The following is a 25,797-nucleotide window of genomic DNA, read 5'->3' on the forward strand; positions in this document are numbered from 1 at the left end:
CCGTGCGGCCATCAGGAACCAAAACCCACGGTATCCGTTCAAGTTCCAAACTCAAGCTGTTTGGAGGCGATCATGGCCGCTCCCCGCGCCTACTGGAAAGGCACGCTCAAGCTCTCGCTGGTGTCATGCCCGGTGGCGCTCTACCCGGCCTCGACCGCGGTCGAGAAGACCCGCTTCCACATGATCAACCGGGAGACCGGCAACCGGCTGAAGCAGCAGATGGTCGATACCGAGACCGGCGACGTTGTCGAGGGCGATCAGAAGGGCCGCGGCTACGAGGTCAGCAAGGGCAAATATGTCGAGATCGAGAAGGACGAGCTCGAAGCGGTGCAGATCGAGAGCAACCATACCATCGACATCGACAGCTTCGTGCCCGAGGGCGAGATCGACAAGCGCTATCTCGACCACCCCTACTACATCAGGCCCGACGGCAAGGCCGGCGTCGACGCGTTCGCGGTGATCCGCGACGCCATGAAGGATCAGGACCGCGTCGCGCTGGCGCGGATCGTGCTGACCAACCGCGAGCATGTGATCGCGATCGAGCCGCTCGACAAGGGCATGCTCGGCACCACCTTGCGTTACCCCTACGAGCTGCGCGACGCCGACGATTATTTCGACGACATCAGGAGCCCGAAGGTCACGAAGGACATGATCGAGCTCGCCGGCCATATCCTCGACAGCAAGGCCGCGCATTTCGATCCGTCGAAATTCAAGGACGAGTACGAGACCGCGCTGAAGGCCCTGGTCCGCCGCAAGGCGGCCGGCAAGCCGATCAAGGCCGCCGAGCGCGAGGAGAAGCCAAGCAACGTCGTGAGCCTGATGGACGCGCTGCAGCAGAGCCTGAAAGGCGGCAAGAGCGGCGCAAGGCGCTCGCGCTCCACCGCGCGCCGCCCGACCCCGCATCGCCGCGCCGCCAAGAAGGCGCACCGGTCAAGCGCGCGGCGACGCAAGGCGGGGTGAGATCTCTCGTCCTTGCGAGCGCAGCGAAGCAATCCATCTCTCCACATACGCGGAGGGATGGATTGCTTCGTCGCTACGCTCCTCGCAATGACGGATGGATGCAACTCGTCCGCTACTTCTTCTTCGAGCTCTTCCGCTTCTTGGCAGTCTTGCGCTTCTTCGCCGTCTTCTTCTTGGACGCCTTCTTCGGCACCTTCCTGCCCTTGGCACGCGCCTCGGACAGGCCGATCGCGATCGCCTGCTTGCGGCTCTTCACCTTCTTCTTGGAGCGGCCGCTGCGCAGCGTGCCTGCCTTGCGTTTCTTCATCGCGCGCTCGACATCGCCCGATGCCTTCCGCGAATATTTCCTTGCCATGGCTTGTCTCCCGCTAACGGAAAACAAGCCTCGATGGCAGCGAAAGTTCCGTCTGGTGTCGTCGGGCGACGGCACCAACGTAGCCCGCATGAGCGCAGCGACATGCGGGAGATGCCCCGGATATCGCTTCGCTCATCCGGGCCACATGTTAGTCCGCCGCGCGCAGCCGATAGCCGATGCCGGTCTCGGTCAGCACGAATTGCGGACGCTCCGGGTCGGCCTCGATCTTCTGGCGGAGCTGGCGCACATAGACGCGCAGATATTGCGCGTCGGTCAGTTCGTCCCACAATTCCTTCAAGAGGAAGCGGTGGGTCAGCACCTTGCCGGCATGCTGAACCAGCACGCGCAACAGGTCGTATTCCTTCGGCGACAGCTTGATCTCTTTGTCGCCGACCTTGACGATCCGGCGCACCAGATCGACCGAAAGATCGCCGGAGCGAAACACCGGCCGCTCGCCCTGCACCTGCAACTGGTGCCGCAGCGCCGCGCGCAGCCGCGCTAGCAATTCGTCCATGCCGAACGGCTTGGTCAGGTAGTCGTCGGCGCCGAGATCGAGCGCCTGCACCTTGCCGGCCTCGTCGCCGCGGCTCGACAGCACCACGATCGGCACGCTCTCGTTGCGGCCGCGGATCATGCGCAAGAGGTCATGGCCCTGAATGTCGGGCAATCCGAGGTCGAGGATGATCAGCGCCGGTCCCTCACCCAGCATCTCCAGCGCCAGCTTGCCGTTGGATGCCTCGAGGATGTCATAGCCCTGCGTGCTCAGCCCCATCCGCAGCAACTTGCGGATCGGCGGCTCGTCGTCGATGACCAGGACCTTGATCGGCGTCGCGTTCATGCAGCAGTGTCCAGCGCGTTGGTGTCGGCAGGGATCGGCAGGCGGATGGTGATGACGGCGCCGCTGCGGTCGGCGCGGTTGGCCGCCGCGATCGTGCCGCGCATCGCCTCGACGAAGCCGCGCGAAATCGCAAGCCCGAGGCCGGTTCCGGGGCGAACATGGTCGCCCTTCTCGGCGCGATAGAATTTGTCGAACACGCTTTCGAGCTCGGCCGCGGGAATCCCGTTGCCTTCATCGAGGATCTGCAGCGCGATGGTGTCGCGATCGCGCGCGCCGCGGATCGAGATCGTGGTGTCCGACGGGGCGTATTTGGCAGCGTTGTCGAGCAGGTTGAACAGCACCTGCTCGAACAGCACGGCGTCGAGCTCCAGCATCGGCAGGTCGGCCGCGAGCTCCAGCGACACCCGGTGATGCACCAGGATCTTGCTCGCCCGCCGCAGCGCGCTGCCGACGATCTCGCCGACATCATGGCGCGCCGTGTTCGGCACGATCGCGCCGGATTCCAGCTTGGTCATGTCCAGCAGATTGGCGATGAACCGATTCAGCCGCTCGGACTCGTCGATCACGGTGGCGAGCAGATCGTGCTTCTGCGCATCGCTCAGGTTGGCGCTGAGGTCGCGCAGCGCCGAGGCCGAGCCGAGCACCGAGGCCAGCGGCGTCTTGAGATCGTGCGAGATCGAGGTCAGGAGCGCGCCGCGCAGCCGGTCGGATTCCACCGTGCGCTTGACGCGATCCATGTCCTCGACCAGCAGCACGCGCTCGATTGCGAGCGCGCCCTGATCGACCAGCGCGTCGAGCAGCCGGCGCTGGTCCGGCGTCAGCAAGGGCCCGGTGCGGTCGTCATCGATGCCGATCACGCCGATCGGGCCGCGGCCGGTGCGCATCGGCAGGAACAGTCGTTTGCCGCCCGGCAGCGTGTCGGAGCCGCGGCCGGCCGGACGGTCGTTGCCCCAGGCCCAGTTGGCGGCGGCGAGATCGGCCTGGTCGAGCTGATCCTCCGGCGGATAGCCGCTCTTGACGGTCAGCATCCCGTCCTCCGGCAGCAGCAGCACCACGCGCACCTTGAGCATCAGCGCAATCTGGTAGGCGGTCGCCCACAGCACGTCGTCCAGCGTCGCGGTGCCAGCGAGCTTGCGGCTGAAGGCGTAGAGCGATTCGGTGGTGCGGACCCGGCTGATCGCGGTGTCGGCCTGGGTGCGCACCCGCGCCGCGACGTTGGAGACCAGCAGCGCGATCAGCATGAAGAAGAAGAACGCCGCGACATTGGTCGGGTCGGTGATGGTGAAGGTATAGACCGGCGGCAGGAAGAAGAAATTGTAGCACAGCGAGGCCGCGACGCTCGCCAGCAGCGACGGCCCGAGGCCGTAGCGCGCCGCGGCGCCGACCACGGCGGTGAGAAAGACGAGGTCGACATTCTCGATGCCGAAGAACGGCTGGATCAGCTTGGCCGCGCCGAGCCCGAGCGCCGCCAGCAGCAGCGCCATCAGATAGGGCCGCGGATTGAACGGCTCCTGCCGCTGCGCGGTCTGCACCACCGCCTTGCCGACCGGCAGCTCGTCGCCGGCGATCACGTTGACGCTGATATTGCCGGCGCGGCGCACCAGATCGTGCACCACGGATCCATGCGTCAACTCGAACCAGCGCGAGCGCGTCGACTTGCCGATGATGATCTGGGTGACGTTGTTGGCCTGGGCGAAATTGATGACGTCGTCGGCGATACGGCGGCCGACGCCGGGCAGCGTCAGCGCCTCGCCGCCGAGCGATTCCGCGAGCCGCATGGTGTCGGCCAGCCGGTCGCGCTGCTCGTCGGAAAGTTGCAGGCTGCGCCGCGTCTCGATGCTGACCGCGGTCCATTGCGCATGCAGCCGGTCGGCGAGGCGCTTGGTGTAGCGCACGAGGCCGGCCGCGCGCGGATCCTCGCTCAGGCAGACCAGGATGCGCTCGCCGGCGGCCCAGGGTCCGGCAATCGCATTGGCCTGCATGTGGTTGAGCAGCTGCTCGTCGACCCGCTCGGCCGTGCGGCGCAGCGCCAGCTCGCGCAGCGCGGTGAGATTGCCGGGCGAGAAATAGTGTTCCAGCGCCCGCTCGGCCTGCTTGGGCACATAGACCTTGCCCTCCTTGAGCCGCTGGATCAGGTCGTCGGGCGTCAGGTCGATCAGCTCGATCGCATCGGCGCGATCGACCACCGAGTCCGGCACCGTCTCGCGCACCCGCACATGGGTGATCTGCGCGACGACGTCGTTGAGGCTCTCGATGTGCTGGATGTTGATCGCGGTGTAGACGTCGATGCCGTTCGACAGCAATTCCTCGACGTCGAGATAGCGCTTGGGATGCCGGCTGCCCGGCGCGTTGGTATGGGCGAGCTCGTCGACCAGCGCGAGCTGCGGCCGCCGCGCGATCAATGCATCGAGGTCCATCTCCTCTAGCGTCTGGTCGCGATAGGTCAGCCGCTTCCGCGGCAGCACCTCGAGACCCCTGAGCAGCGTCTCGGTCTCGACCCGACCGTGGGTTTCGACGACGCCGACCACGACGTCGACGCCCGCCTTCAGGCGGGCGTGGGCGCTCGAGAGCATCTCGTAGGTCTTGCCGACGCCGGGGGCGGCGCCGATGAAGATCTTCAGCCGTCCCGATCGATCGGTCTCCCGGCGCGCCGCCTCCAGCAGCGCATCCGGCGAGGGTCGTTTGTCAGGGTCGCGCTGATTGGCCATACCGCAATATAGTCATCCTGCGAGGGGCAGCCTACTCTCCTATTTTGGCTTTGCCGCGTCGAGCGCCAGGTTGAGCGCAAGAACGTTAACACGGGGCTCGCCGATCACGCCGGCGAAGCGGCCCTGCGTGTTCTGCGTCACCAGCTCACGCACTGCGTCCTCGGACATGCTGCGCGCTTTGGCGACCCGCGGCACCTGGAACAGCGCGGCGTCCGGCGAGATATCCGGATCGAGCCCGCTGCCCGACGTGGTCACAAGATCGACCGGCACGCTGGCGGACGGGTTCTCCGCCTTCAGCTTCTCGACATCCTCCTTGACCCGGTCGTTCAGCGCCTTGCTGGTCGGGCCGAGGTTGGAGCCGCCGGAATTGGCCGCGTTGTAGGGCGCCGGCACTGTCTTCGTGGAGTCGTTCGGATCGGGCGCGACCGTCGCCGACGGCCGGCCATGGAAGTATTTATCTTCCTTGAACTCCTGCCCGATCAGGGCGGAGCCGATCACCTTGCCGTCCTGCTCGATCAGGCTGCCTTGCGCCTGGCGCGGGAAGATGACGCCGGCGATGCCGGTGATGGCGAGCGGATAGGCAAGGCCCGTGATCGCGGTCAGCAGGACCAGCACGAGGATGGCGGGGCGGATTTCTTTCAGCATGACTGGTCTCCTAAATCTCTTTCGTCATTGCGAGCGAAGCGAAGCAATCCATGGATCGGCATAACGGATGGATGGATTGCTTCGTCGCTTCGCTCCTCGCAATGACGCTGTGGTTAAGCCAGGCCCAAGGCGGCGACGACGAGGTCGATCGCCTTGATGCCGATGAACGGGATGACGATGCCGCCGAGACCGTAGATCATCAGGTTGCGGCCGAGCAGCGCGCCGGCACCCACCGCGCGATACTTGACGCCCTTCAGCGCCAAGGGAATCAGCGCGATGATGATCAGCGCATTGAAGATGATCGCCGACAGGATCGCGCTTTGCGGACTCGCCAGGTGCATCACGTTCAACACCTGAAGCTGCGGATAGAACGCGAGGAACATCGCCGGGATGATCGCAAAGTACTTCGCGACGTCGTTGGCGATCGAGAACGTGGTCAGCGCGCCGCGGGTCATCAGCAGCTGCTTGCCGATCTCGACCACCTCGATCAGCTTGGTCGGGTTGGAATCGAGGTCGACCATGTTGCCGGCCTCGCGGGCGGCCTGCGTGCCGGTGTTCATGGCGACGCCGACATCGGCCTGCGCCAGCGCCGGCGCGTCGTTGGTGCCGTCGCCGCACATCGCGACCAGCTTGCCCTTGGATTGCTCGTCGCGGATCAGCTTGAGCTTGTCCTCGGGGGTTGCCTGCGCCAGGAAGTCGTCGACGCCGGCCTCTGCCGCGATCGCGGCCGCGGTCATCGGGTTGTCGCCGGTGATCATCACGGTGCGGATGCCCATGCGGCGCAGTTCGGCAAAGCGCTCGCGGATACCGCCCTTGACGATGTCCTTCAGGTGCACGACGCCGAGCAGCTTGCCGTCCTTGGCGACGGCCAGCGGCGTGCCGCCGGCCTTTGCGATCTCGTCGGCGATCGACTGGATCTCGCGCGCTTCGGCGCTCATCGTCGCCGCGACCGCGCGGACGGTGTTGCCCGAGGCGACGGTGCGGGGCGAGCCGCCGTCGACATAGGCAAGGATCGCGTCCACCGCGCCCTTGCGGACCGACGACGTGCCGGCATCGATGCCGCTCATGCGGGTCTGCGCGGTGAACGGCACGAAGGTCGCGGCAAGCTCATGCATGTCGCGTCCGCGGATGCCGTATTTCTCCTTGGCGAGCACCACGATCGAGCGGCCTTCCGGCGTCTCGTCGGCCAGCGAGGCAAGCTGCGCTGCGTCGGCGAGGTCCTGCTCGGCGACGCCGCGGATCGGACGGAATGCGGTCGCCTGGCGGTTGCCGAGCGTGATGGTGCCGGTCTTGTCCAGCAGCAGCGTATCGACGTCGCCGGCAGCCTCCACCGCGCGGCCAGACATCGCCAGCACGTTGAAGCGCACCAGGCGGTCCATGCCGGCGATGCCGATCGCCGACAGAAGCGCGCCGATCGTGGTCGGAATCAGCGTCACGAACAGCGCCACCAGCACCACGACCGAAATCGAGCCGCCGGCATAGGCCGCATAGCTCGGGATCGTCACCGTCGCGAACACGAAGATGATGGTGAGGCCGGCCAGCAGGATGTTGAGCGCGATCTCGTTCGGCGTCTTCTGCCGCTCGGCGCCCTCCACCAGCTTGATCATGCGGTCGATGAAGGTCGAGCCCTGGGCTGCGGTGATGCGGACACGGATCCAGTCCGACAGCACCTGGGTGCCGCCGGTGACCGCGGAACGATCGCCGCCGGACTCGCGGATCACAGGTGCGGATTCACCCGTGATCGCGGCTTCATTGACCGAGGCCACGCCTTCGATCACCTCGCCGTCGGACGGGATGTTGTCGCCGGCCTCGACCAGCACGACGTCGCCGACCTTCAGCGAGGTGCCGGGCACCATGCGATAGGTCCGGTCGGTGCCGGTGAGCAGCTTGGCCTGGCTCTCGGTGCGGGTCTTTTTCAGCGATTCCGCCTGCGCCTTGCCGCGGCCTTCGGCAACGGCCTCGGCGAAGTTGGCGAACAGCACCGTGAACCAGAGCCAGAGGATAATCTGGAAGGTGAAGCCGAGATTGGCGCTGCCGGTGACGAGGTCGCGGACGAAGATCACCGTGGTCAACGCGGCCACGACCTCGACCACGAACATCACGGGGTTCTTCGCCATCAGGCGGGGATCGAGCTTGACGAAGGCCGAGCGGATCGCCGGCACCAGGATCTTCGGGTCGAACATGGTCGACGCCGTCACCTGCTTTTGCAGTCTTGTGGTTTCCATGGTTGTCACTCCGGACAATTCGATCAGAACAGGGTGTTGGCGTTCATGGCGAGGTGCTCGACGATCGGCCCGAGCGCCAGCGCTGGGAAGAAGGTGAGACCGCCGATGATCAGGATCACGCCGATGACGAGGCCGACGAACAACCCGCCGGTGGTCGGGAAGGTGCCCGCCGAGGCCGGGATCGACTTCTTCTCGACCAGCGAACCTGCAATGGCCATCGCCGGCACGATCATGAAGAAGCGGCCGACGAACATCGCGGAGGCGAGCGTCAGATTGTAGAACAGGGTGTTACCGGTGAGGCCCGCGAAGGCCGAGCCGTTGTTGCCGGTCGCCGAGGTGAACGCGTACAGCACCTCGGTGAAGCCGTGCGGGCCGGAGTTCGCCATCGAGGCCACCGCCGACGGCAGTACCACGCCGACCGCGGTCCAGCCGAGATACATCAGCGGCAGCACCAGGATCGCGAGCATCGCCATCTTGACCTCGCGCGCCTCGATCTTCTTGCCGACATATTCCGGAGTGCGGCCGACCATCAGGCCGGCAACGAAGATCGCCAGCACGACGAACAGCAACATGCCGTAGAAGCCGGCGCCGACGCCGCCGATGATGACCTCGCCGAGCTGCATGTTGATCAGCGGGATCATGCCGCCGAGCGCCGTGAAGCTGTCATGCATGGCATTGACCGCGCCGCAGGAGGCGGCAGTCGTGACGACGGCGAACAGCGAGGACGCGACGATGCCGAAGCGGACCTCCTTGCCCTCCATGTTGCCGCCGGTGAGACCGAGCGCGTGCAGCGCCGAGGTGCCGTTGGCTTCCGCCCAGTAGGTGACGGTGACGCCGGCGACGAACAGGATGCCCATCACGGCGAAGATCGCCCAGCCCTGGCGCTCGTTGCCGACCATGCGGCCGAACACGTTGGTCATGGCGGCGCCGAGTGCGAAGATCGAGACCATCTGCACGAGGTTCGACAGCGCGGTCGGATTCTCGAACGGATGCGCGGCGTTGGCGTTGAAGAAGCCGCCGCCATTGGTGCCGAGCATCTTGATCGCGACCTGCGAGGCCACGGGCCCGAGCGCGATGGTCTGCTTGCCGCCCTCCAGCGTGGTGGCGTCGACATAAGCGCCGAGCGTCTGCGGCATGCCCTGCCAGACCAGGAACAGCGCGTAGACGACGCAGATCGGCAGCAGCACGTAGAGCGTGCAGCGCGTGACATCAACCCAGAAATTGCCGACGGTGCGCATCGACGAGCGGGTGAAGCCGCGGATCAGCGCCATCGCCAGCGCGATGCCGGTCGCCGCCGACAGGAAATTCTGGTGGGTGAGGCCGACCATCTGGACCAGATAGGACAGCGTGCTCTCGCCGCCGTAGTTCTGCCAGTTGGTGTTGGTGATGAAGGAGATCGCGGTGTTGAAGGAGAGGTCCTCCGCGACCGCCGATTGCGCGGCCGGGTTGAACGGCAGCACTGCCTGCAGCCGCATCAGGCCGTAGATGATGGCGAAGCCGCCGACATGGAACAGCAGCATGGCGACCGTATAGGTCAGCCAGTGCTGCTCGCGCCGCTCGTCGACGCCGCCGACCCAGTAGATGCCACGCTCGACCGGGCGCAGCACGGGCGACAGGAAGGTGCGCTCGCCGCTGAACACGCGGGTCATGTACCAGCCGAGCGGTTTGACCAGCGCGGCAACGATCGCGCAGAACAGAATAATTTGAATCCAGCCGATGACGGTCATTGCGTCAAACCTTTCGAATGGGAGCGAAGCGCAGCATCGACGCGAACAAGCCGAGCAACAGCCCGGTCAGCATCGCGTCGGCTAACAGAATTGTGCAAAGCGCTGACATCGCGGGCCGCCTAGAAGCGTTCGGGCCGCAGCAATGCGTAAGTGAGGTAGAACAGCAGGCCGAGCGAGACGAGGCCGGCGAGCGAGTAATCGAAGATCATCGCCGCCTCCGTTACAGCCGTTCGCAGGCGTAGGCGTAGCCGATGCCGGCCGCGAAGAAGCCGATCGCAAGCGCCGCCATGAGAATGTCCATCATGTGAGACTCCTATGCGTCACAGGGCGCGGGCCATTGCATAGGCGTCCCGCGCCGGATGGCCGTGAGGTGCCATCCGGGACATAGGTTTTCGAGAGGTGGCGAGTAAGGACGTTATAGGAATCCTATAAGTGCCACGAGCTGCGCAGCCGTCGTCCCGGCGAAGGCCGGGACCCATAACCACAGGGCCGAGTTTTGTGATGGCTGGGCCCAGCGCGACACGAAAACTGAAATCGGTGGTTATGGGTCCCGGCCTTCGCCGGGACGACGTGTCTTTATGGAATGCCTATATCTCCGTCCCCCGCCTCATCTCGTTTTCAAATGGCACTCCGGCCATTTTGAGCGTGCGGCCAATGCCTTGAGCTTGGATTTCTTGGGCCGCGCAAGACGAGATGACGCCATGTCCGTACTTTCCCAGAACACCTCCATCGATCTCGGCGACCGGCTGCGCGACGCCTATGCGGTGACAGCCGAATTCATGGCCGACATCATCAGCCAGACCTGCCGGCGCTTTCCCTCGGTCGGACAGAGCGGCAAGACCCGCCAGGTCGAGCGGCTGATCCAGTCGGGCGCCTGGACCGACGCCGCGATCGCGCTGCTCGATCTGGAACTGCCGCAATGGCAGATCCGCCGCCTGGTCTATGACGAGGGCGAGTGGCACTGCGCATTGTCACGCGAACGCGAGCTGCCGGACTGGCTCGACCAGTCGATCGAGACCCACCACACCGATCTTGCACTCGCGATCCTCAGCGCCTTCGTGGAGGCGCAGCGCATCTCGACGCCCGATAGCCGAACCAGCGTGCCGACCGTCCGTCGCGACACGCGCGCGCTGTACGAGCCGCTGTTCGTCGACAATATCGGCTGACGGCGGCGCGGCCGTGGACACCAAACAACTGCCGCGGCAGCTGCAGTCGGTCCAGGTCATGGTCCGGTTCGGCTTCCGGCTCGCCATCATGATCGGCTTTGCCGTGTTCGCCGGCGCTGGCTTCGGCAAGGGCCTCGTCACGCTGTTGTGGATGTCGGCCGTGATCTGCGCCTTCGCCGGGATCGCCAAGCGCGAAATGCCGTTTGCCGCAAACCTCAATCACTGGGACGAGATGACCGCCTATGTCGCGCTGTGCGCGCTCGGCAGCGGCATCGTCCAGCGCCTCTAGACCATCCTCACAAATCCTATGCCGCTCCTATGAAGTCGCTGCTCGCACGCGCTCGATTTCATATCCCGCAAATCAGACATTGATCGCGTGACCGTGACTGAAGCGTTTTCGAGCGAGCCGGATACCGGTTCGCGCGAGGAAAACGCGTCAGAAACAAAAAGAAGGACCACCACCGTGAAACTCGTCGAACCTCCCTCGTGTAGCGCCGCGTCCACCGTCGTCTTCATCGGCCGCAACCATCGCGGCCAGTGGGTCGCCCAGCAACAGAACGGCCTCTATGGCGGCCTGTTCGTCAACCGCGCCCAGGCCGTCAAATACGCGCTGTTCGAAAACGGCCAGCATCCTGAAATGATCGTCGAGCTTTCGCGTGAGATCGAGCTCGATATGCGCGGCGAGACCGCGAGCTTCCCCGCAATCCGCGTGGCGTGAGCCACCCATGACTTGACAAACATGACCTGGCAAACGGCTGCGAAAGCCGACACGGCCGGATGGCTGTCGGGCTTCATCCCCGATCTTCCGACCCCCTTCAACCATCGGGGCGAGATCGACGTGGACGCGTTCGGCCGGCTGTGCGAGCGCCAGATCGCGGCCGGCGCCACCGCGCTGGTGGTCGGCGAGACCGCAGGTGAAAGCGCGACGCTGGAGCCCGCGGAACGTGCGCAGCTGGTCCGGATCGCGGCCGGCGTCGCGCGCAAGCGGGTTCGCATCATCGCCGGCGCCGGATCGAACGCGACCGATCGCGCCGTCACATTCACCCGGGCAGCGGAAGCGGCCGGCGCCGATGCCGTCATGTCGGTCGTCCCCTATTACAACAAGCCGATGCCACGGGGCACTGCGGCGCATTTCCACGCGGTCGCCGCGGCCACCACGCTGCCTGTCATCCTGCACGACATTCCGTCGCGCACGGTGAAGGGCCTTGCCGACGAGACCCTGCTCGAGCTCGCCGCATCGCCACGCTTCGTGGGTTTGCGCGACGGCAGCGGTGACGTTGCCCGGCTGGCGCGCCTGCGCTCACGCCTGCCGGCGACGTTCCGGATGCTGACCGGCGACGACGCCTCCTCGCTGGCCTGGCTCGCCGCCGGTGGCGATGGCTGCATCTCGGTCGTGACGAACGTCGCGCCCGATCTGTACGTGGCCGTTCACAGGCATTTCCGCGAGGGACGGTTGTATCAGGCGCGGGAGTTGCACCAGCGGCTGGTGCCGCTTGCGACCTTGCTGGAGCGCGAGCATCCCGCCGCATTGAAGTTCGCGCTGTCGCTTCTGGGATTCATGCCGCCGACGACGCGACTGCCGATCGTGCAATTGAACGGGTCGGCAAAGGCCGAGGTCTCGCAGGCGATGGCTGAGCTTGCCGACGAGTACCTCGCAGCCGCGCATTGAGATTTGCCGACCCGACATAACCCATCGCAATGCACAATGCGATCAGCACACGGTGCCCGTGACGCGGCGCCAACTTGAGGTTCCGAAACGGCGCCCCATATCCACGGCAAGGGAGTGCTTGCCGTGCACACCACCTTCAAGGCGGCCCTCGTTGTTGCGACCGTCCTGGTCGCTCTGGTTGTCTCCATCCGTCCCGGTCCGGCCGCGGACAACAGCCATCTTGCCCTGACCATTTCAATCGACGGGGCAATTGGGCCGGCAGCGGCCAGCTACGTCAAGGACGGCCTGGCCAAGGCCGCCGAGCGCCACGCCGAAATTGTTATCCTGCGTTTGAATACGCCGGGCGGCCTCAGCACCAGCATGCGTGAGATCATCGCCGACGTGCTGGCCTCGCCCGTTCCCGTGGTCGGCTACGTTGCGCCATCCGGCGCCCATGCCGCGAGCGCCGGGACCTATATCCTCTATGCGACCCATCTCGCGGCCATGGCGCCCGGCACCAATATCGGCGCCGCGACGCCGGTGCAGATCGGCGGCCCGATACCGGGGCTGCCGGGCAGCACCCCGGACAAGGGCGGCAAGGACCAGAAGGACGGCGGCCATCCGTCCGAAACCAAGGATGCCATGACGGCGAAGGTGACGAATGATGCCGTTGCCTTCATCCGCAGCCTCGCCGAATTGCGCGGCCGCAATGCCGACTGGGCCGAGAAGGCGGTGCGCGATGCCGCCACCCTCTCCGCCAACGCAGCGCTGCAGGCCAACGTCATCGATCTCACCGCGCGCGATCCGGCCGACCTGCTCAGGCAGGTCGATGGCCGGACCATCGAGCTTCCCGGCGGCAAGACGCAACGCCTGGCGACCACGGACACCGCGATCGAGGCCATCGATCCCACCTGGATCGCGCGCGCGCTTGCGGTCATCACCGACCCTAACATCGCATTCATTCTCCTGATGGTCGGCATCTACGGCCTGATCTTCGAGTTCATGTCGCCCGGTGCCGTGGCGCCCGGGGTTGTCGGGACGATCTGCCTGCTGCTCGGTCTGTACGCACTCAACATGCTGCCGATCAACTACGCGGGGCTTCGCCCTGATGCTGGTTGGGATCGCGCTGCTCGCAATCGAAGCCTTCAACCCGACCGTCGTGATCGGCCTCGGAGGAATAGTCGCCTTCGTGCTTGGAGCAGCCATGCTGTTTCGGATCGAGGCGCCCGGTTACCGGCTGTCATGGCCGGTCATCGGCATCGTCGCCGCGATGTTCACGGGGCTCATTCTCGTCGTGCTCGGCGCGCTCCGCCGGGCGCGCAAGGGCCCGGTGCGGATCGGTGCGCAAGCCATGCGCGGGCTATCGGCCGAAGTGCTCGACTGGTCCGAGACCACGGGTCACGTCTTCACCAACGGCGAACGCTGGCAAGCGCGCAGCACCGAGACATTCGCGGCGGGAGACACGGTCGAGGTCGCCAACATCATCGATTTGACGCTGGTGGTACGGCGCACGCCGGCCTCTCCCGGCGAGGGAGGTAAGGCATGATGCTTGATTATTTCACCTATGCGGCGATCGCGCTGCTGATCATCGTATTCCTGACCCAGGCCGTGCGCGTGCTGCGCGAATACGAGCGCGGCGTCATCTTCACGCTCGGCCGTTTCACCGGGGTGAAGGGCCCGGGGCTCATCATCCTGATTCCGGTGGTGCAGCAGCTGGTGAAGGTCGATCTCAGGGTGGTGGTGCAGGTGGTGCCGCCACAGGACGTGATTTCGCGCGACAACGTCTCGGTCAAGGTCAACGCCGTGCTCTACTTCCGCATCGTCGATCCCGAGCGCGCCATCATCAAGGTCAGCGACTACATGGCTGCGACCAGCCAGCTTGCGCAGACCACGCTGCGTTCGGTGCTCGGCAAGCACGAGCTCGACGAGATGCTGGCGGAACGCGACAAGCTGAACGCCGATATCCAGGAGACCCTCGACAGGCAGACCGACGTCTGGGGCATCAAGGTCACCGGGGTCGAGATCAAGGATATCGATCTCAATGAGACGATGGTGCGGGCGATCGCCAAGCAGGCCGAGGCGGAACGGCTGCGGCGCGCCAAGGTGATCAACGCGATGGGCGAGCAGCAGGCCGCCGAGAAGCTGGTCGAGGCCGGCCGGATCCTCGCCCAGGAGCCGCAAGCGATGCAGCTGCGCTACTTCGCGGCGCTGCACGACATTGCCGGCGAGCGCTCCTCGACCGTGGTCTTCCCGCTGCCGATGAACCTTCTCGATCACCTGGCGCCGCGACGTGAAGCGACGTGAACTGGCTTGGGAGCAGAAACGACGGTCGCTCAAGGTCGGCGCGCTCGGGATCGTGGGTCTCGTAGGCGTCGCGACCTCTCCACGTCATTGCGAGCCAACGGGTCGCGCGAACGCGCGCCCGATGGCAGGCTCCGCGAAGCAATCCATCGCGCCACATGCGGAGATATGGATTGCTTCGTCGCCATGCTCCTCGCAATGACGCGGATGGGTTCGGGGCCTTAACTCCCGGGATGCTTGGCCCGCCACGCTGGTCCCGGACCGCGCATGTAGTGCGCCTCGGGCCGGTAGCCGCTGATCGGCTCCTCGCCGATCCAGGCGAGGAATGCGAGCAGCCCTTCTGCGGCGCGGCGCGGCAGGGCAGCGATGAACGAAACTGTGCGCATCTCAGTAGTCCCATTTCTCGCCGAGCACGACCGGCGCCCGTGGATATCTCTCGGCGTCGTCGCCGAGCATGCCGACGTTGAGGTTGGTTCGCGCCCAATCCTCGTGGCCGCGATGCAGCAGCAGCTCATTGCGCAGCCGATGAATCTTGGCGGCAGCGATCGCGCGGTGAACAGTCCTGAAGACGAGGCCGATCCGCCTGACGGTTCGCCGCAGCATCAAGGGCATGGCGCCGGCCGAACCGTGCGGCCGGGCATCGTGGTAATGGAGCAAGGTCATGTGCCACCTTCCCTTTTGGCGGCGCGCGCGAGCGCGCCGCATCACGGCAAAAGATGCGGGGAAGGTCGTAGGAATTCGAGAGCAGCCGCAGCCCTGTCACATAGCCGCGGCATAAGCGTCCGGCCGCGGTCCGTGCACCGCCGTCATGCCGCAAATCGCGACATTTCGGACAATTTTACCCTCGATCAGCGGCGCGAGGGGCAGGTTTACGGTCGGCGGCAAGACCGGTAACCTTGCCTCCCAGTGCGACGTGGAGAGTGCCCATGCGGCCCAAGGATCAGATCAACTGGATGCTGTCGGATGCGATCGAGGCGCTCGCCCGCGCCGAACGGCTGCACCAGAGCTTCCTCAATTTGCACCCGCGCGCGGGAAGCACCGAGCCGAGCTGGGAACCGCCGACCGACGTGATCGAGACCGAGGATGAAATCCTGATCCTGGTCGCGTTGCCGGGGGTCGATCCCGACGAGGTCGAGGCCGCGCTCGACGGCGGCACGCTGGTGATCTCCGGCCGCCGCACCCTGCCCCCTGAACTCCGCAACGCCCGTATCCTGCGCCTCGAACTGCCGCAGGGCCGGTTCGAGCGCCGCATCGCGCTGCCGACCGGCCGCTACACGATCAGCCGCTTTGCCGCGCATGGTTGCGTCGGCCTGCGGCTCGGAAAGTCGAGCTAAAGGATTTCGACATGGCTGCCTCAGACGTTTCAAGCCCAGCTTCAACTTCGACGCCGATCCCGAGCGACGCGCTGATCATCGTCCCGGTGCGCAACACCGTGCTGTTTCCGGATGTCATCATTCCGATCACGATCGCCCGGGCGACCTCGATTGCCGCGGCCCAGCAGGCGGTGCGCGAGCAGCGGCCGATCGGCATCCTGCTGCAGCGCGATCCCGAGACCAACGATCCCGGCCCCGACGGGCTTTACCGCGTCGGCACCACAGCCAACATCGTGCGCTACATCACCGGTGCGGACGACAGCCACCATCTGGTCTGCCAGGGCGTGCAGCGCATGCGCGTGCTCGACTATCTGCCGGGCACGCCGTTCCTCGCGGCCCGCGTGCTGCAAATCCCGGAGCCGACCACCACCTCGGCCGAGATCGAGGCGCGCTTCCTCAATCTGCAGCGCCAGGCGCTGGAGGCCGCGCAATTGCTGCCGCAAGTGCCGCAGGAGCTGATCGCAGCACTGCAGGGCACCACCTCGCCGGCAACCCTTGCCGACCTTGCGACGTCCTACATGGACATCAAGCCGTCGGAGAAACAGGACATCCTGGAAACCATCGATCTCGTGGCACGGATGGACAAGGTGTCGCGTCACCTCGCCGAACGTATCGAGGTGCTGCGGCTGAGCCAGGAGATCGGGCAGAAGACCAAGGCCGTGTTCGACGAGCGGCAGCGCGAGGCGATCCTGCGCGAGCAGATGGCGACGATCCAGCGCCAGCTCGGCGAAGGTGACGGCAAGGCCGCGGAAGTCGCCGAGCTGACCAAGGCGATCGTCGAGGCCAAGATGCCGCCGGAGGCCGAAAGCCAGGCGCAGAAGGAACTGCGCCGCTACGAGCGGATGCCGGAGGCAGCGGCCGAATCCGGCATGGTGCGCAGCTATCTCGACTGGCTGGTCGATCTGCCCTGGAGCATTCCGGAGGAGAAGCCGATCGACATCGCGGAGGCGCGCAAGATCCTCGACCAGGACCATTATGGCCTCGAGAAGATCAAGAGCCGCATCATCGAATATCTCGCGGTGCGCAAGCTCGCGCCCGGCGGCAAGGCGCCGATCCTGTGCTTCCTCGGGCCGCCCGGGGTCGGCAAGACCTCGCTCGGCCAATCGATCGCGCGCGCGATGGCGCGGCCGTTCGTCCGCGTCTCGCTCGGCGGCGTGCATGACGAGGCCGAGATCCGCGGCCATCGCCGCACCTACATCGGGGCGCTGCCTGGCAACATCATCCAGGCGATCAAGAAGGCCGGTGCGCGCAATTGCGTGATGATGCTGGACGAGATCGACAAGATGGGCCGCGGCATCCAGGGCGATCCGTCGGCCGCGATGCTCGAAGTGCTCGACCCCGAGCAGAACAGCACCTTCCGCGACAATTATCTCGGCGTGCCGTTCGACCTCTCGCGTGTCGTCTTCATCGCCACCGCCAACATGCTCGACGGCGTGCCCGGGCCGCTGCTCGACCGCATGGAGCTGATCAGCCTCGCCGGCTACACCGAGGACGAGAAGCTCGAGATCGCCAAGCGCTATCTGGTGCGCCGCCAGCTCGAGGCGAACGGGATCAAGGCCGAGCAGGTCGAGATCGATCCGGATGCGCTGCGGCTGATCATACGCAGCTACACCCGCGAAGCCGGCGTCCGCAACCTGGAGCGCGAGATCGGCAAGGTGCTGCGCAACGTCGCGGTGCAGATCGCCGAGGGCAGCACCCGCCACGTCACGATCGCGCCGAAGGACATCGTCTCGCTGCTCGGCCAGCCGAGGTTCGAGAACGAGATCGCGATGCGCACCAGCATCCCGGGCGTTGCCACCGGGCTGGCCTGGACCCCGGTCGGCGGCGACATCCTGTTCATCGAGGCGTCGCGCACGCCGGGCCGCGGCGCGTTGATCCTCACCGGCCAGCTCGGCGAGGTGATGCGCGAGAGCGTGCAGGCCGCGCTAACCCTGGTGAAGAGCCGGGCCTCGCAGCTCGGCATCGACCCCGGCGTGTTCGAGAAGAGCGACATCCACGTCCACGTTCCGGCCGGCGCGACGCCGAAGGACGGTCCGAGCGCGGGCGTTGCGATGTTCACCGCCCTCACCTCGCTCCTGACCGATCGCACGGTGCGCAGCGATACCGCGATGACCGGCGAGATCTCGCTGCGCGGCCTCGTGCTGCCGGTCGGCGGCATCAAGGAGAAGGTGGTCGCGGCCGCGGCCGCCGGCCTGACCCGGGTGATGCTGCCGGCGCGCAACAAGCGCGACTTCGACGACATCCCCGCCGGCGCCCGCGCCAAGCTGGAGTTCATCTGGCTCGAACGGGTCGACGAGGCGATCGCAGCCGCGCTGGAGGCCGCCAAGACGACGCCCGCCGCCGCGGAGTGATCGCGTCTCAAACGCAACAAGAGGGCGTGACAGCGATCGCCGTCACGCCCTCTTGCGTTGCAGATAGCGGAGCGGTGCCGCTCAGCTCTTGCCCATGCATTCTTCGATGTAGAACCAGCGGTCGTCGCCGGTCAGGCCCTTCGACTTCACCTCGGCGCGGCAAGCCTTCAGCTTTGGCTTGTTGGCCTTCCACTTCGCCTTCATGTCCTTCAGCTTCTGCATGGTCAGCTTGACCTTCGACGGCTTGGCCTCGGTGGTCTGGGCTGACGCGGTGTGCAGCGAGCCGGCGAGAAGCAGGGCGGCCACAAGACAGCTTGCGGTACGAAACATGACTGAAATGTCCCTTGATTATCTGTTGATTTGAACGGCGTAGAGCTTCTTGTTTGACGCGTCTTCTTCACGCGAACCGGCATCCACTTCGCTCGAAAACGCTTCAGGCCGCGCGGGATACCAGATGGCCCGCGCGCGGCCTGAACTGCGATCAGAGGATTTTGACCGCGCTGAGCAGCGTCATGTAGACGCCCCACGCCAGCGGAATGCCGACGAACAGCCAGAACAGCGCCGCCTTGGCGTCAAGCCCGCCGAACCCGATCCCGTAGGAACCATGCGGTCCGGCCGCCGCGGCGCTGGCGCTCGCATCCTGCAGTTTGGCAACCTCGGCGTCGCTCATATGCCATTTCGCATCGACCGGCTTGATCAGGTAGTTGCAGATCAGGCCCGCGATCAACATGGCGCACAGGATGTACATCGTGGTGTTGTAGAGCTGGTCGCGCGGCACGCCTGCGGCCAGCTGGAACTCACGGATGTAGTTCACCACGACAGGACCGATGATGCCGGCGGTCGACCATGCCGTCAGCAGACGGCCGTGGATGGCGCCGACGAACTGGGTGCCGAACATGTCGGCGAGATAGGCCGGCACGGTGGCGAAGCCGCCGCCATACATCGACAGGATGATGCCGAAGCCGAGCACGAACAACAGCTTCGATCCCATCGCGGCGAAGGTCGGCGCCAGCGCGTAGAGCGCGATGCCGAGGATGAAGAACGTGTAGTAGGTGTTCTTGCGGCCGATCTTGTCCGACAGCGACGCCCAGAAGAAGCGGCCGCCGATGTTGAACAGCGACAGCAATCCGGCAAAGCCGGCCGCGATCGCCGCGATCTGCGCCTTCTGTCCGGCATCGAGCTGGTTGAAGCCGACATTGGGCAGGCCGATCAGCTTGCCCGCGAAGATCTCCTGCAGCATCGGCGAGGCCATGCCGATCACGCCGATGCCCGCCGACACGTTCAGGCAGAGCACCCACCAGATCAGCCAGAATTGCGGCGTCTTGTGCGCGTTGTCGAGATGGACGTGCTTGCTCGAGATCATCGCGTTGGCCTTCGTCGGCGGCGTCCAGCCTTCGGGCTGCCAGCCGGCCGGCGGGATGCGATAGCGGAACGCGCCGATCATCATGAACACGAAGTAGATCGCGCCCATGGCGAGGAAGGTCTCCCAGACGCCGACCGAGGTCGGGGTCTTGAAGTAGTTCATCAGCCTGTCGGCGAGCGGGGCGCCGATCATCGCGCCGCCGCCGAAGCCCATGATCGCCATGCCGGTCGCCATGCCGCGCCGGTCGGGGAACCATTTCACCAGCGTCGACACCGGCGAGATGTAGCCGAGGCCGAGGCCGACGCCGCCGATCACGCCGGATCCGAGCCACATCAGCCAGAGCTGGTGCGTGTAGACGCCGAGCGCGCCGATCACGAGACCGCCGGCCCAGCACAGCGCCGCGACGAAGCCGGCCTTGCGCGGACCGACCTTCTCGAGCCAGCCGCCCCAGATCGCGGCGGAGACGCCGAGCAGCACGAAGAACAGCGTGTACATCCACCCGAGGCTCGCGACCTTCCAGTCGCAGGTGGTGGTGAACAGCTCCTGCACCAGCGAGATGTCGGGGCACGCCTTCGGCGCGGTCAGGCCGATCGCGCGCGACAGCGGCAGCCAGAACACCGAGAAGCCGTAAGCCATGCCGATGCACAGATGGATGCAGAGCGCGGCCGGCGGCACCAGCCAGCGGTTGAAGCCGGCGGTCGCGATTGTATGTTCCTTGTCGAGGAAACCTGCGCCTGTCGCGGATACGCGTCCGGCGCTGCTCACTGTGGTCATTGACACCTCCCCTGCAGCCGCCATTACGACAGGCGCATCTGCATCTTCGATCCCGCCTCAGCCCATTGCGGCCAGCGTCAGCCGGCAGCTCCGCACATTTCCTCAATGCGTCGGGACCAACCACGCACATTCCGGAAATGCTAACCCCCAATACGACCGGATATGCCCGGCCGTGCAGCCCGTGATCTGGGCACGGGCCCAGTCGTTGTCCGTCGATGCGCCCACACTCGAGCACAACGCCATCACCACAACCCGGCGGACATTATCAATTCGCGCAGAATGGAAAATAGGTGTCGATAGGCAAAAGGTAGATATCAAGCTGCATCTAGCGCGTACGCGGCAACGCAGCATTCGAATTGCCTATCGCTCCATTGATCTTCTCGATCAAGAAAACGATCCGGGCGTCGCTTCGTTCGGTGATCTCGACCTTGTCGCCGGTCTCCTGGATGAGGGCCGGGATATCGATCACCGAAAGCGGATCGGTGCAGTGCACCTCGAGGAAATCTCCCGCCGTCACGCTCCGGAGGGCTTTGCGCGTCTTCAGCGCCGGCAGCGGGCATTTCAGGCCGGTGAGATCGAGCTTCGTCGTTGTCATGGTTCGACCATGGCGAAGCCGTCCTGCATCGTCAACGCCGCCTCCCCGTCCACGTCAGCCTTCGGCCGGAGCCGACGCGAGCACGTCGTCGACGGGAATCGCGGCGCGCAGCATCAATTCGGCAACGTCCTCGATGTCGTCGAGATGCGCGACCGGCAGCGTGGTTGCAACGGCGACATCGCTGGCAATCCCGACCACGCGCGGGTCGTCGGGAAACAGCAGCGGCTTGCCGTTGGCGGCGCGGTACACCTCGATCTTGTTGACCGGCTCGCGCTTGAAGCCTTCGACCACGACCAGATCGACCTGCGCCATCTTGGCGAGCAGCTCCGGCAGCCGCGGCTCATCGGCGCCGCGCAGCTCGTGCATCAGCGCCCAGCGCCGCGTCGAGGACACCAGCACCTCGGTCGCACCGGACTGCCGGTGCACCCAGGAGTCCTTGCCGGGCACGTCGACATCGAATTCATGGTGGGCGTGCTTGATTACGGAGACGCGCAGGCCGCGGCCCAGCAGGCAGGGGATCACCCGCGACAGCAGGGTGGTCTTGCCGGCACCGCTCCAGCCCGCGAGGCCAATCACTTTCATACGCGTCTCCGAAGACATGCCAATCGTTAGGGTATCCACGCCCGCGGTTCCGCCCGACATGGATGGCCGGGACCAGCCGTGACGGCGGAAAGCCGCGACTTGCGCCCAACGCTGCTTATATCAGCCTTGGAGCAATGTCATGCCAGGCTCGCCGGCAGATGAGGATGGGCTGGCGCGCTAGAGGACCGCCCTCGGAAACTCCTGCAGCAGCTGCCCCCACAGCACCGCGAACGCGATCAGGCCACAGACCCCAAGCGCCGCGGTGAATCTCGGCAATCGGCCGATGGCGACGAGCAGCCAGGCCGGCAGGAAGAACAGGCCGAACACCATGCCGAGCGGAAAGACCGCCAGCCACTGGAAGCCGGTACCGTCGCCAGGCGGCACATGGGCGATGGCGTAGAAGGTGTAGAGCCAGAACAAGGTGCCGGCCGCCGCGACGAGCGCGGCAATCTTACGGAAGTTGGCGGTGTCGAATGCCATGATGGATTGGTCGCCGCAATCGGCGAACCCGTTCACGGGCCGCCGCGCAAGTTGGGCTCGGCGCGCTATCCCGCAGGGTCAGTCGTTTCGTTGACTGACAGGCCGCCCCGGCTTGGCCAGCCTTGCCGATCGGCTCTCTCTCGGGGGCTGGTCACGCATCCGTAGCCTCTTCCGCGGCCGCTGCGTATCGACTGCCAGCACTTCTTCCAGCGTTGTATTCCTAAAACGAAGCCTTCTTAACATCGCTCCGCTCCTCGAGCGGGTGGGAGCCCCATCGGTCGCTCAACCACCGACATCCACAACAGGGCCCATGTCGGTGACAAGAGATAACCAGCGACGGGACGGTTTGCTCCAATGCATGTTGCAGCCCCCGCTCACGTCACGCGCGATCCCGCTATCCAGCGGATTTACCTCGAAATTTCCGATACGCAGGGCGATCGGAACACGATAATGTGCAGCATGGAGGACTATGTATGCCTCGCTCGCCTTCGATTGTGCCGCATTCAATCGATCACGACACCTATCTCGTGCTGAACGATTTTGGCCGACTGGGCCGTGCCTGGAGCGAAACCGACGAAGAAGGCACTGACCGGAAAACGCTGATCCGCCGCCTGCTGGATGACCAGTACAGCCGTCCGGTCCGCATCGTGGCCTTCAATACCAACGAAGGATGGTCGCGCGACGTCACGACCGACATTGCCGACGAGCTTCGGCGCCGTTTCGTCGAATACGAAGAGGTCCCGCGCTCCGTGCTGGAGTTCGTGGAGACGGCGATGCGGCATTGAGCTGGATCCGCAACGCAAAAGGCCCTCTCACAGCGCGATCGTTCGGCCCCCTGCAAGCATCCGCCAAACGGCAATTTTACGAGCAATTTCAACGGGATTCGGCTGCCGCGCAGCGCTGCTCCGCCATAAGGCAATATTAAGAGCATTCGCCTTACCTGTTCTCCGTTCAACGGGAGAGCGGTCCAGTGCGCAATCGTGGTGACGTTCGAGACGCCGTGAGCCTGAAAAACCGGGTTCTGGTCACGGCGATCTTTCTGGCATCGGGCGCGGCATCGCTGATCCTGCAGGTTCTCTGGTTCAAGCAACTGCAATTCGTGCTGGGAAGCGCGACCGTCTCCGTCAGCGTCACGGTGGCAAGCTTCTTTTTCGGTCTCTCGCTGGGCAGCGCCCTGGGAGGCCGGATCGCCGACACCGTCAGCCGCCCCCTGAAAATTTACGGGTTGCTCGAACTCGCCCTCGCCCTCGTTTCTCTCGCGGTCACCGCGTTTCTGTCGCATTGGCCGACATGGGTGGGCTGGCTGTCACCGATGCTCGATCTGGAGTCTCCCTTCCGGCTGCCTCTCATGGTCGCCGTGTCGCTCGCCATCCTGTCGCTGCCGACGATGTTGATGGGCGCGACCCTGCCCTTCCTGGTGAGATTCCTGACCCGCACACAAACCGACCTCGCCAATCGCATCGGTCTGCTTTACGGGTTCAATACCCTCGGCGCCGCCCTCGGCACCCTGGTTGTCGGCTTTGTGCTGATGGGCCTTTGGGGCATCGCGGGATCGAGCCTGGTTGCGGCAGCGCTGTATGTCTGCGTCGGCGTTGTGGCCCTGCTCGTTGCGCGCGACGCAACTCCGCTCTTGCCGGTTGCGGCACGGGCGCCGGTGCAAACCGCCGCGACCGCGAGTGGCAGGACGTCGGTCCTGATCTGGATTTTCGCGTGCTCCGGTTTTGTATCGATCGCCTATGAGGTGGTCTGGTTTCGATTCCTGACCAATGTCAGCACCTCGAGCGTCTACGCCTTCTCGGGCATGCTCGGCGTTTACCTACTGGGGCTCGTGATCGGCGCCCTGATCTGCGCCAGGCTACTCGCCCCCCGCAAGGATCAATTGCTGCGATACTTCGCCGTGACGCAGCTGCTGATCGCGGTTGCGGCCACGCTGACCGTCGGAATACTCGGCAAGGCGCGGACCATGGGAGTAGCGCTGTCTCCCATCGTATCGGGCCTGCTTCCTGTCCCGGTGCAGGAGCTGTTGGGGGGTGACGTTTCATTCTTCCTGGTTTGCGCTGTTGCGCTGTTGCTGCCGACGACGCTGATCGGCATCAGCTTTCCGCTCGCCAGCGAACTGACCGTGATGCAGATGAGCGCGCTCGGCCGCAGGATCGGCACGCTCTACGCCCTGAACACGATTGGCGGCGTCGTGGGCTCGCTGGCGGCGGGGTTTCTGCTGATCCCCTGTCTGGGCAGCCAGGGCGCGCTCACCGCGCTGATTGTCGTGAACGTCCTGCTGTTCGTCGCGACCACCGTGTCGCAGCCGGATCTTGTGAGAGAAAGGAGCCTGTGGCGGCAGGGGACGATCGCCGCGAGCGTCATCGCCGTAGCACTGCTGATCTTCACCCCGCACTATCTGGAGCGGGTCCTGACCGCGATCGAAGGCGCCAATGTGCTCGAGTTGCGGGAAACCCGGCAAGCGACCTTTGCGGTGGTCGAGTATCGCGAGAAGGCGGCGGGCACCTATCAGCAGTTGGTGGTGAATTCGAAGAGCTATGCCAACAACCGTCCCGAGGGCAGACGCTACATGGCCGCGATGGGGCACTATCCCGTTCTGCTGCACCAGGGCCCGGTTGAAACGGCTGTCGTCATTTGCATCGGGACCGGAACCACGGTGGGAGCGGTGAGCACCCATGAAGAATTGCAATCCATCGACGCGGTCGATCTGGCATCGACGGTGTTCGAATTTGCGCCCCACTTCGTGCCGATCAACAAGCAATTCTATCAAAATCCCAAAGTCCATCAGATCGTCGCGGACGGGCGCCACTTCCTGCTGGGGACCAAGGAGACATTTGACGTCATCACGCTCGAGCCGCCACCGCCCCATGATGCCGGCGTCATCAACCTCTACACGGAGGAATTCTATGCGCTGGCAAAGCAGAGGATGCGTCCCGGCGGCGTTCTCGCGCAATGGGTGCCGCTGGATTTCAACCGCGGCATCCTTCCGAAGATGATACTCAAGGCCATGATGGGCCAGTTCAAGCATGTCTCGCTGTGGCTGCCGTCCAGAATGGAAGGCGTGGCGATCGCCTCCGATGAACCGTTGAACATCGATCCGCACGAGCTCGCCATGCGCATGTCGAAGCCCGCGGTGGCTGAAGACCTGACGGCGAACGGCCTCGGCTCGCCCGAGGATTTCCTGGCGACATTCATCGCCGCCGATGAAAAACTCGCGGCCTTTGTCGGGGATGTGCCGACCCTCACGGATGATCGGCCGCGTCTCGAATATTACAACTGGTATCCGCTGGGTTCGGTCAGCGTGGACGAACTGAAGCGCCTCCGCGAGCCGGTGGAAGCCTATCTTGCCGACCGTTCCATCGACGAGGCCCGTCTCGACACCGCGCGCACGGTGGCCAATGCGATCCTGGACGAGCACAAGGCCACGGCCGACGGCGACAAGTCCGCCGCCCGGGCCGCGCTTCGCCTGGCCGTCAAACTGGACCCGGACAATTCCTACGTCGACTTCCTGGACCGCAAGCTGAGCGAGTGATCAGGGTGCCTTCGGCACACCGCATCAGGAAGCCCCCGAATGTCGCGAGAATGCGGATGTTCTGACTCACAGCTAGCGCAACAAGCTCAGTGTCGTCCCTGCGAAAGCAGGGACCCATAACCACAAACGCAAATTGTTACGCGATGCTGGAACGGCGAGGCCCGCCTGTAACGC

The 25,797-nt window shown here is 65.1% G+C and carries 24 protein-coding genes and 1 pseudogene; 11 read left to right on the top strand and 14 right to left on the bottom strand.

Features of this window, described 5'->3' with window-relative positions:
• Positions 1-72: 72 nt before the first annotated feature.
• Positions 73-960 carry a non-homologous end joining protein Ku gene (gene ku, locus ACVMIH_RS17715; protein WP_057015087.1) on the top strand — a complete coding sequence of 296 codons (888 nt, stop codon included), beginning with the start codon at positions 73-75 and terminating at the stop codon, positions 958-960.
• A gap of 112 nt (positions 961-1,072) precedes the next feature.
• Here the strand turns inward: ku and ACVMIH_RS17720 are convergent, their stop codons facing one another.
• From ACVMIH_RS17720 to ACVMIH_RS17750, 7 genes are all read right to left on the bottom strand, one after another.
• Positions 1,073-1,315: a DUF6496 domain-containing protein gene (locus ACVMIH_RS17720; RefSeq protein WP_057014876.1), complete on the bottom strand. Its 243-nt coding sequence runs from the start codon at positions 1,313-1,315 to the stop codon at positions 1,073-1,075.
• 148 nt (positions 1,316-1,463) lie between these two features.
• Positions 1,464-2,153 carry a response regulator gene (locus tag ACVMIH_RS17725; RefSeq protein ID WP_057014875.1) on the bottom strand — a complete coding sequence of 230 codons (690 nt, stop codon included), beginning with the start codon at positions 2,151-2,153 and terminating at the stop codon, positions 1,464-1,466.
• The gene (locus ACVMIH_RS17730) at positions 2,150-4,861 is read right to left on the bottom strand and encodes a DUF4118 domain-containing protein (RefSeq protein WP_456862689.1); all 2,712 of its coding nucleotides are present in this window, start codon (positions 4,859-4,861) and stop codon (positions 2,150-2,152) included. The genes ACVMIH_RS17725 and ACVMIH_RS17730 overlap by 4 nt, the downstream gene beginning before the upstream one ends.
• A gap of 39 nt (positions 4,862-4,900) precedes the next feature.
• The gene (locus ACVMIH_RS17735) at positions 4,901-5,506 is read right to left on the bottom strand and encodes a K(+)-transporting ATPase subunit C (protein ID WP_057014873.1); all 606 of its coding nucleotides are present in this window, start codon (positions 5,504-5,506) and stop codon (positions 4,901-4,903) included.
• Between the two features lie 113 nt (positions 5,507-5,619).
• Positions 5,620-7,731, bottom strand: coding sequence for a potassium-transporting ATPase subunit KdpB (gene kdpB, locus ACVMIH_RS17740; RefSeq protein ID WP_057014872.1), 2,112 nt, complete (start codon positions 7,729-7,731; stop codon positions 5,620-5,622).
• 23 nt (positions 7,732-7,754) lie between these two features.
• Entirely contained in the window at positions 7,755-9,458 is a 1,704-nt protein-coding gene (gene kdpA / locus ACVMIH_RS17745) for a potassium-transporting ATPase subunit KdpA (protein ID WP_057014871.1), read from the bottom strand.
• Between the two features lie 119 nt (positions 9,459-9,577).
• Positions 9,578-9,667, bottom strand: coding sequence for a K(+)-transporting ATPase subunit F (locus tag ACVMIH_RS17750; protein ID WP_016846764.1), 90 nt, complete (start codon positions 9,665-9,667; stop codon positions 9,578-9,580).
• A gap of 492 nt (positions 9,668-10,159) precedes the next feature.
• On the opposite strand from ACVMIH_RS17750, the gene ACVMIH_RS17755 reads away from it, so the two are divergent.
• The 6 genes and pseudogenes from ACVMIH_RS17755 to ACVMIH_RS17780 all read left to right on the top strand — a co-directional run bounded on the left by ACVMIH_RS17755 (position 10,160) and on the right by ACVMIH_RS17780 (position 14,576).
• The gene (locus ACVMIH_RS17755) at positions 10,160-10,624 is read left to right on the top strand and encodes a hypothetical protein (protein ID WP_057014870.1); all 465 of its coding nucleotides are present in this window, start codon (positions 10,160-10,162) and stop codon (positions 10,622-10,624) included.
• Positions 10,625-10,637: 13 nt separating this feature from the next.
• Positions 10,638-10,913 carry a hypothetical protein gene (locus tag ACVMIH_RS17760; protein WP_456782150.1) on the top strand — a complete coding sequence of 92 codons (276 nt, stop codon included), beginning with the start codon at positions 10,638-10,640 and terminating at the stop codon, positions 10,911-10,913.
• A gap of 174 nt (positions 10,914-11,087) precedes the next feature.
• The gene (locus ACVMIH_RS17765; RefSeq protein WP_057015086.1) at positions 11,088-11,342 is read left to right on the top strand and encodes a hypothetical protein; all 255 of its coding nucleotides are present in this window, start codon (positions 11,088-11,090) and stop codon (positions 11,340-11,342) included.
• 21 nt (positions 11,343-11,363) lie between these two features.
• Positions 11,364-12,293 (top strand): 4-hydroxy-tetrahydrodipicolinate synthase, encoded by a 930-nt coding sequence (gene dapA / locus ACVMIH_RS17770; RefSeq protein WP_057014868.1) that lies wholly within the window; start codon positions 11,364-11,366, stop codon positions 12,291-12,293.
• A gap of 114 nt (positions 12,294-12,407) precedes the next feature.
• A pseudogene (locus ACVMIH_RS17775) lies at positions 12,408-13,818 on the top strand (NfeD family protein).
• Positions 13,815-14,576, top strand: coding sequence for a slipin family protein (locus tag ACVMIH_RS17780; RefSeq protein WP_028332707.1), 762 nt, complete (start codon positions 13,815-13,817; stop codon positions 14,574-14,576). The pseudogene ACVMIH_RS17775 and the gene ACVMIH_RS17780 overlap by 4 nt, the downstream one beginning before the upstream one ends.
• Positions 14,577-14,794: 218 nt before the next feature.
• Here ACVMIH_RS17780 and ACVMIH_RS17785 read toward each other — a convergent pair whose 3' ends face one another.
• Positions 14,795-14,959 carry a hypothetical protein gene (locus ACVMIH_RS17785; protein ID WP_199805185.1) on the bottom strand — a complete coding sequence of 55 codons (165 nt, stop codon included), beginning with the start codon at positions 14,957-14,959 and terminating at the stop codon, positions 14,795-14,797.
• 1 nt (position 14,960) lies between these two features.
• Positions 14,961-15,236 (bottom strand): hypothetical protein, encoded by a 276-nt coding sequence (locus tag ACVMIH_RS17790; protein ID WP_057014866.1) that lies wholly within the window; start codon positions 15,234-15,236, stop codon positions 14,961-14,963.
• Between the two features lie 263 nt (positions 15,237-15,499).
• Here ACVMIH_RS17790 and ACVMIH_RS17795 point away from each other — a divergent pair, with 263 nt between their 5' ends.
• Positions 15,500-15,907 (top strand): Hsp20/alpha crystallin family protein, encoded by a 408-nt coding sequence (locus tag ACVMIH_RS17795; RefSeq protein WP_028332710.1) that lies wholly within the window; start codon positions 15,500-15,502, stop codon positions 15,905-15,907.
• An 11-nt stretch (positions 15,908-15,918) separates the two neighbouring features.
• Complete coding sequence (gene lon / locus ACVMIH_RS17800) at positions 15,919-18,297, top strand: endopeptidase La (RefSeq protein WP_456862694.1); 2,379 nt, start codon at positions 15,919-15,921, stop codon at positions 18,295-18,297.
• A gap of 81 nt (positions 18,298-18,378) precedes the next feature.
• Here lon and ACVMIH_RS17805 read toward each other — a convergent pair whose 3' ends face one another.
• The 5 genes from ACVMIH_RS17805 to ACVMIH_RS17825 all read right to left on the bottom strand — a co-directional run bounded on the left by ACVMIH_RS17805 (position 18,379) and on the right by ACVMIH_RS17825 (position 22,091).
• Entirely contained in the window at positions 18,379-18,627 is a 249-nt protein-coding gene (locus ACVMIH_RS17805) for a hypothetical protein (protein WP_028342462.1), read from the bottom strand.
• Between the two features lie 151 nt (positions 18,628-18,778).
• Positions 18,779-20,434, bottom strand: coding sequence for an OFA family MFS transporter (locus tag ACVMIH_RS17810; RefSeq protein WP_456862697.1), 1,656 nt, complete (start codon positions 20,432-20,434; stop codon positions 18,779-18,781).
• Between the two features lie 325 nt (positions 20,435-20,759).
• On the bottom strand, positions 20,760-21,029 hold the full coding sequence (locus ACVMIH_RS17815) for a sulfurtransferase TusA family protein (RefSeq protein WP_057014863.1): 270 nt from the start codon (positions 21,027-21,029) through the stop codon (positions 20,760-20,762).
• 54 nt (positions 21,030-21,083) lie between these two features.
• Positions 21,084-21,629, bottom strand: a complete 546-nt coding sequence (gene mobB / locus ACVMIH_RS17820) for a molybdopterin-guanine dinucleotide biosynthesis protein B (protein WP_141339621.1) — start codon at positions 21,627-21,629, stop codon at positions 21,084-21,086.
• Between the two features lie 159 nt (positions 21,630-21,788).
• Positions 21,789-22,091, bottom strand: a complete 303-nt coding sequence (locus tag ACVMIH_RS17825; RefSeq protein ID WP_456862700.1) for a hypothetical protein — start codon at positions 22,089-22,091, stop codon at positions 21,789-21,791.
• A 527-nt stretch (positions 22,092-22,618) separates the two neighbouring features.
• Here ACVMIH_RS17825 and ACVMIH_RS17830 point away from each other — a divergent pair.
• Together ACVMIH_RS17830 and ACVMIH_RS17835 are read left to right on the top strand one after the other, a co-directional pair.
• Positions 22,619-22,876, top strand: coding sequence for a hypothetical protein (locus ACVMIH_RS17830; protein ID WP_311988559.1), 258 nt, complete (start codon positions 22,619-22,621; stop codon positions 22,874-22,876).
• Between the two features lie 215 nt (positions 22,877-23,091).
• On the top strand, positions 23,092-25,623 hold the full coding sequence (locus tag ACVMIH_RS17835) for a fused MFS/spermidine synthase (RefSeq protein WP_456862703.1): 2,532 nt from the start codon (positions 23,092-23,094) through the stop codon (positions 25,621-25,623).
• The last annotated feature ends 174 nt before the right edge of the window (positions 25,624-25,797 follow it).

The sequence above is a fragment of the Bradyrhizobium sp. USDA 4503 genome (assembly GCF_054055815.1).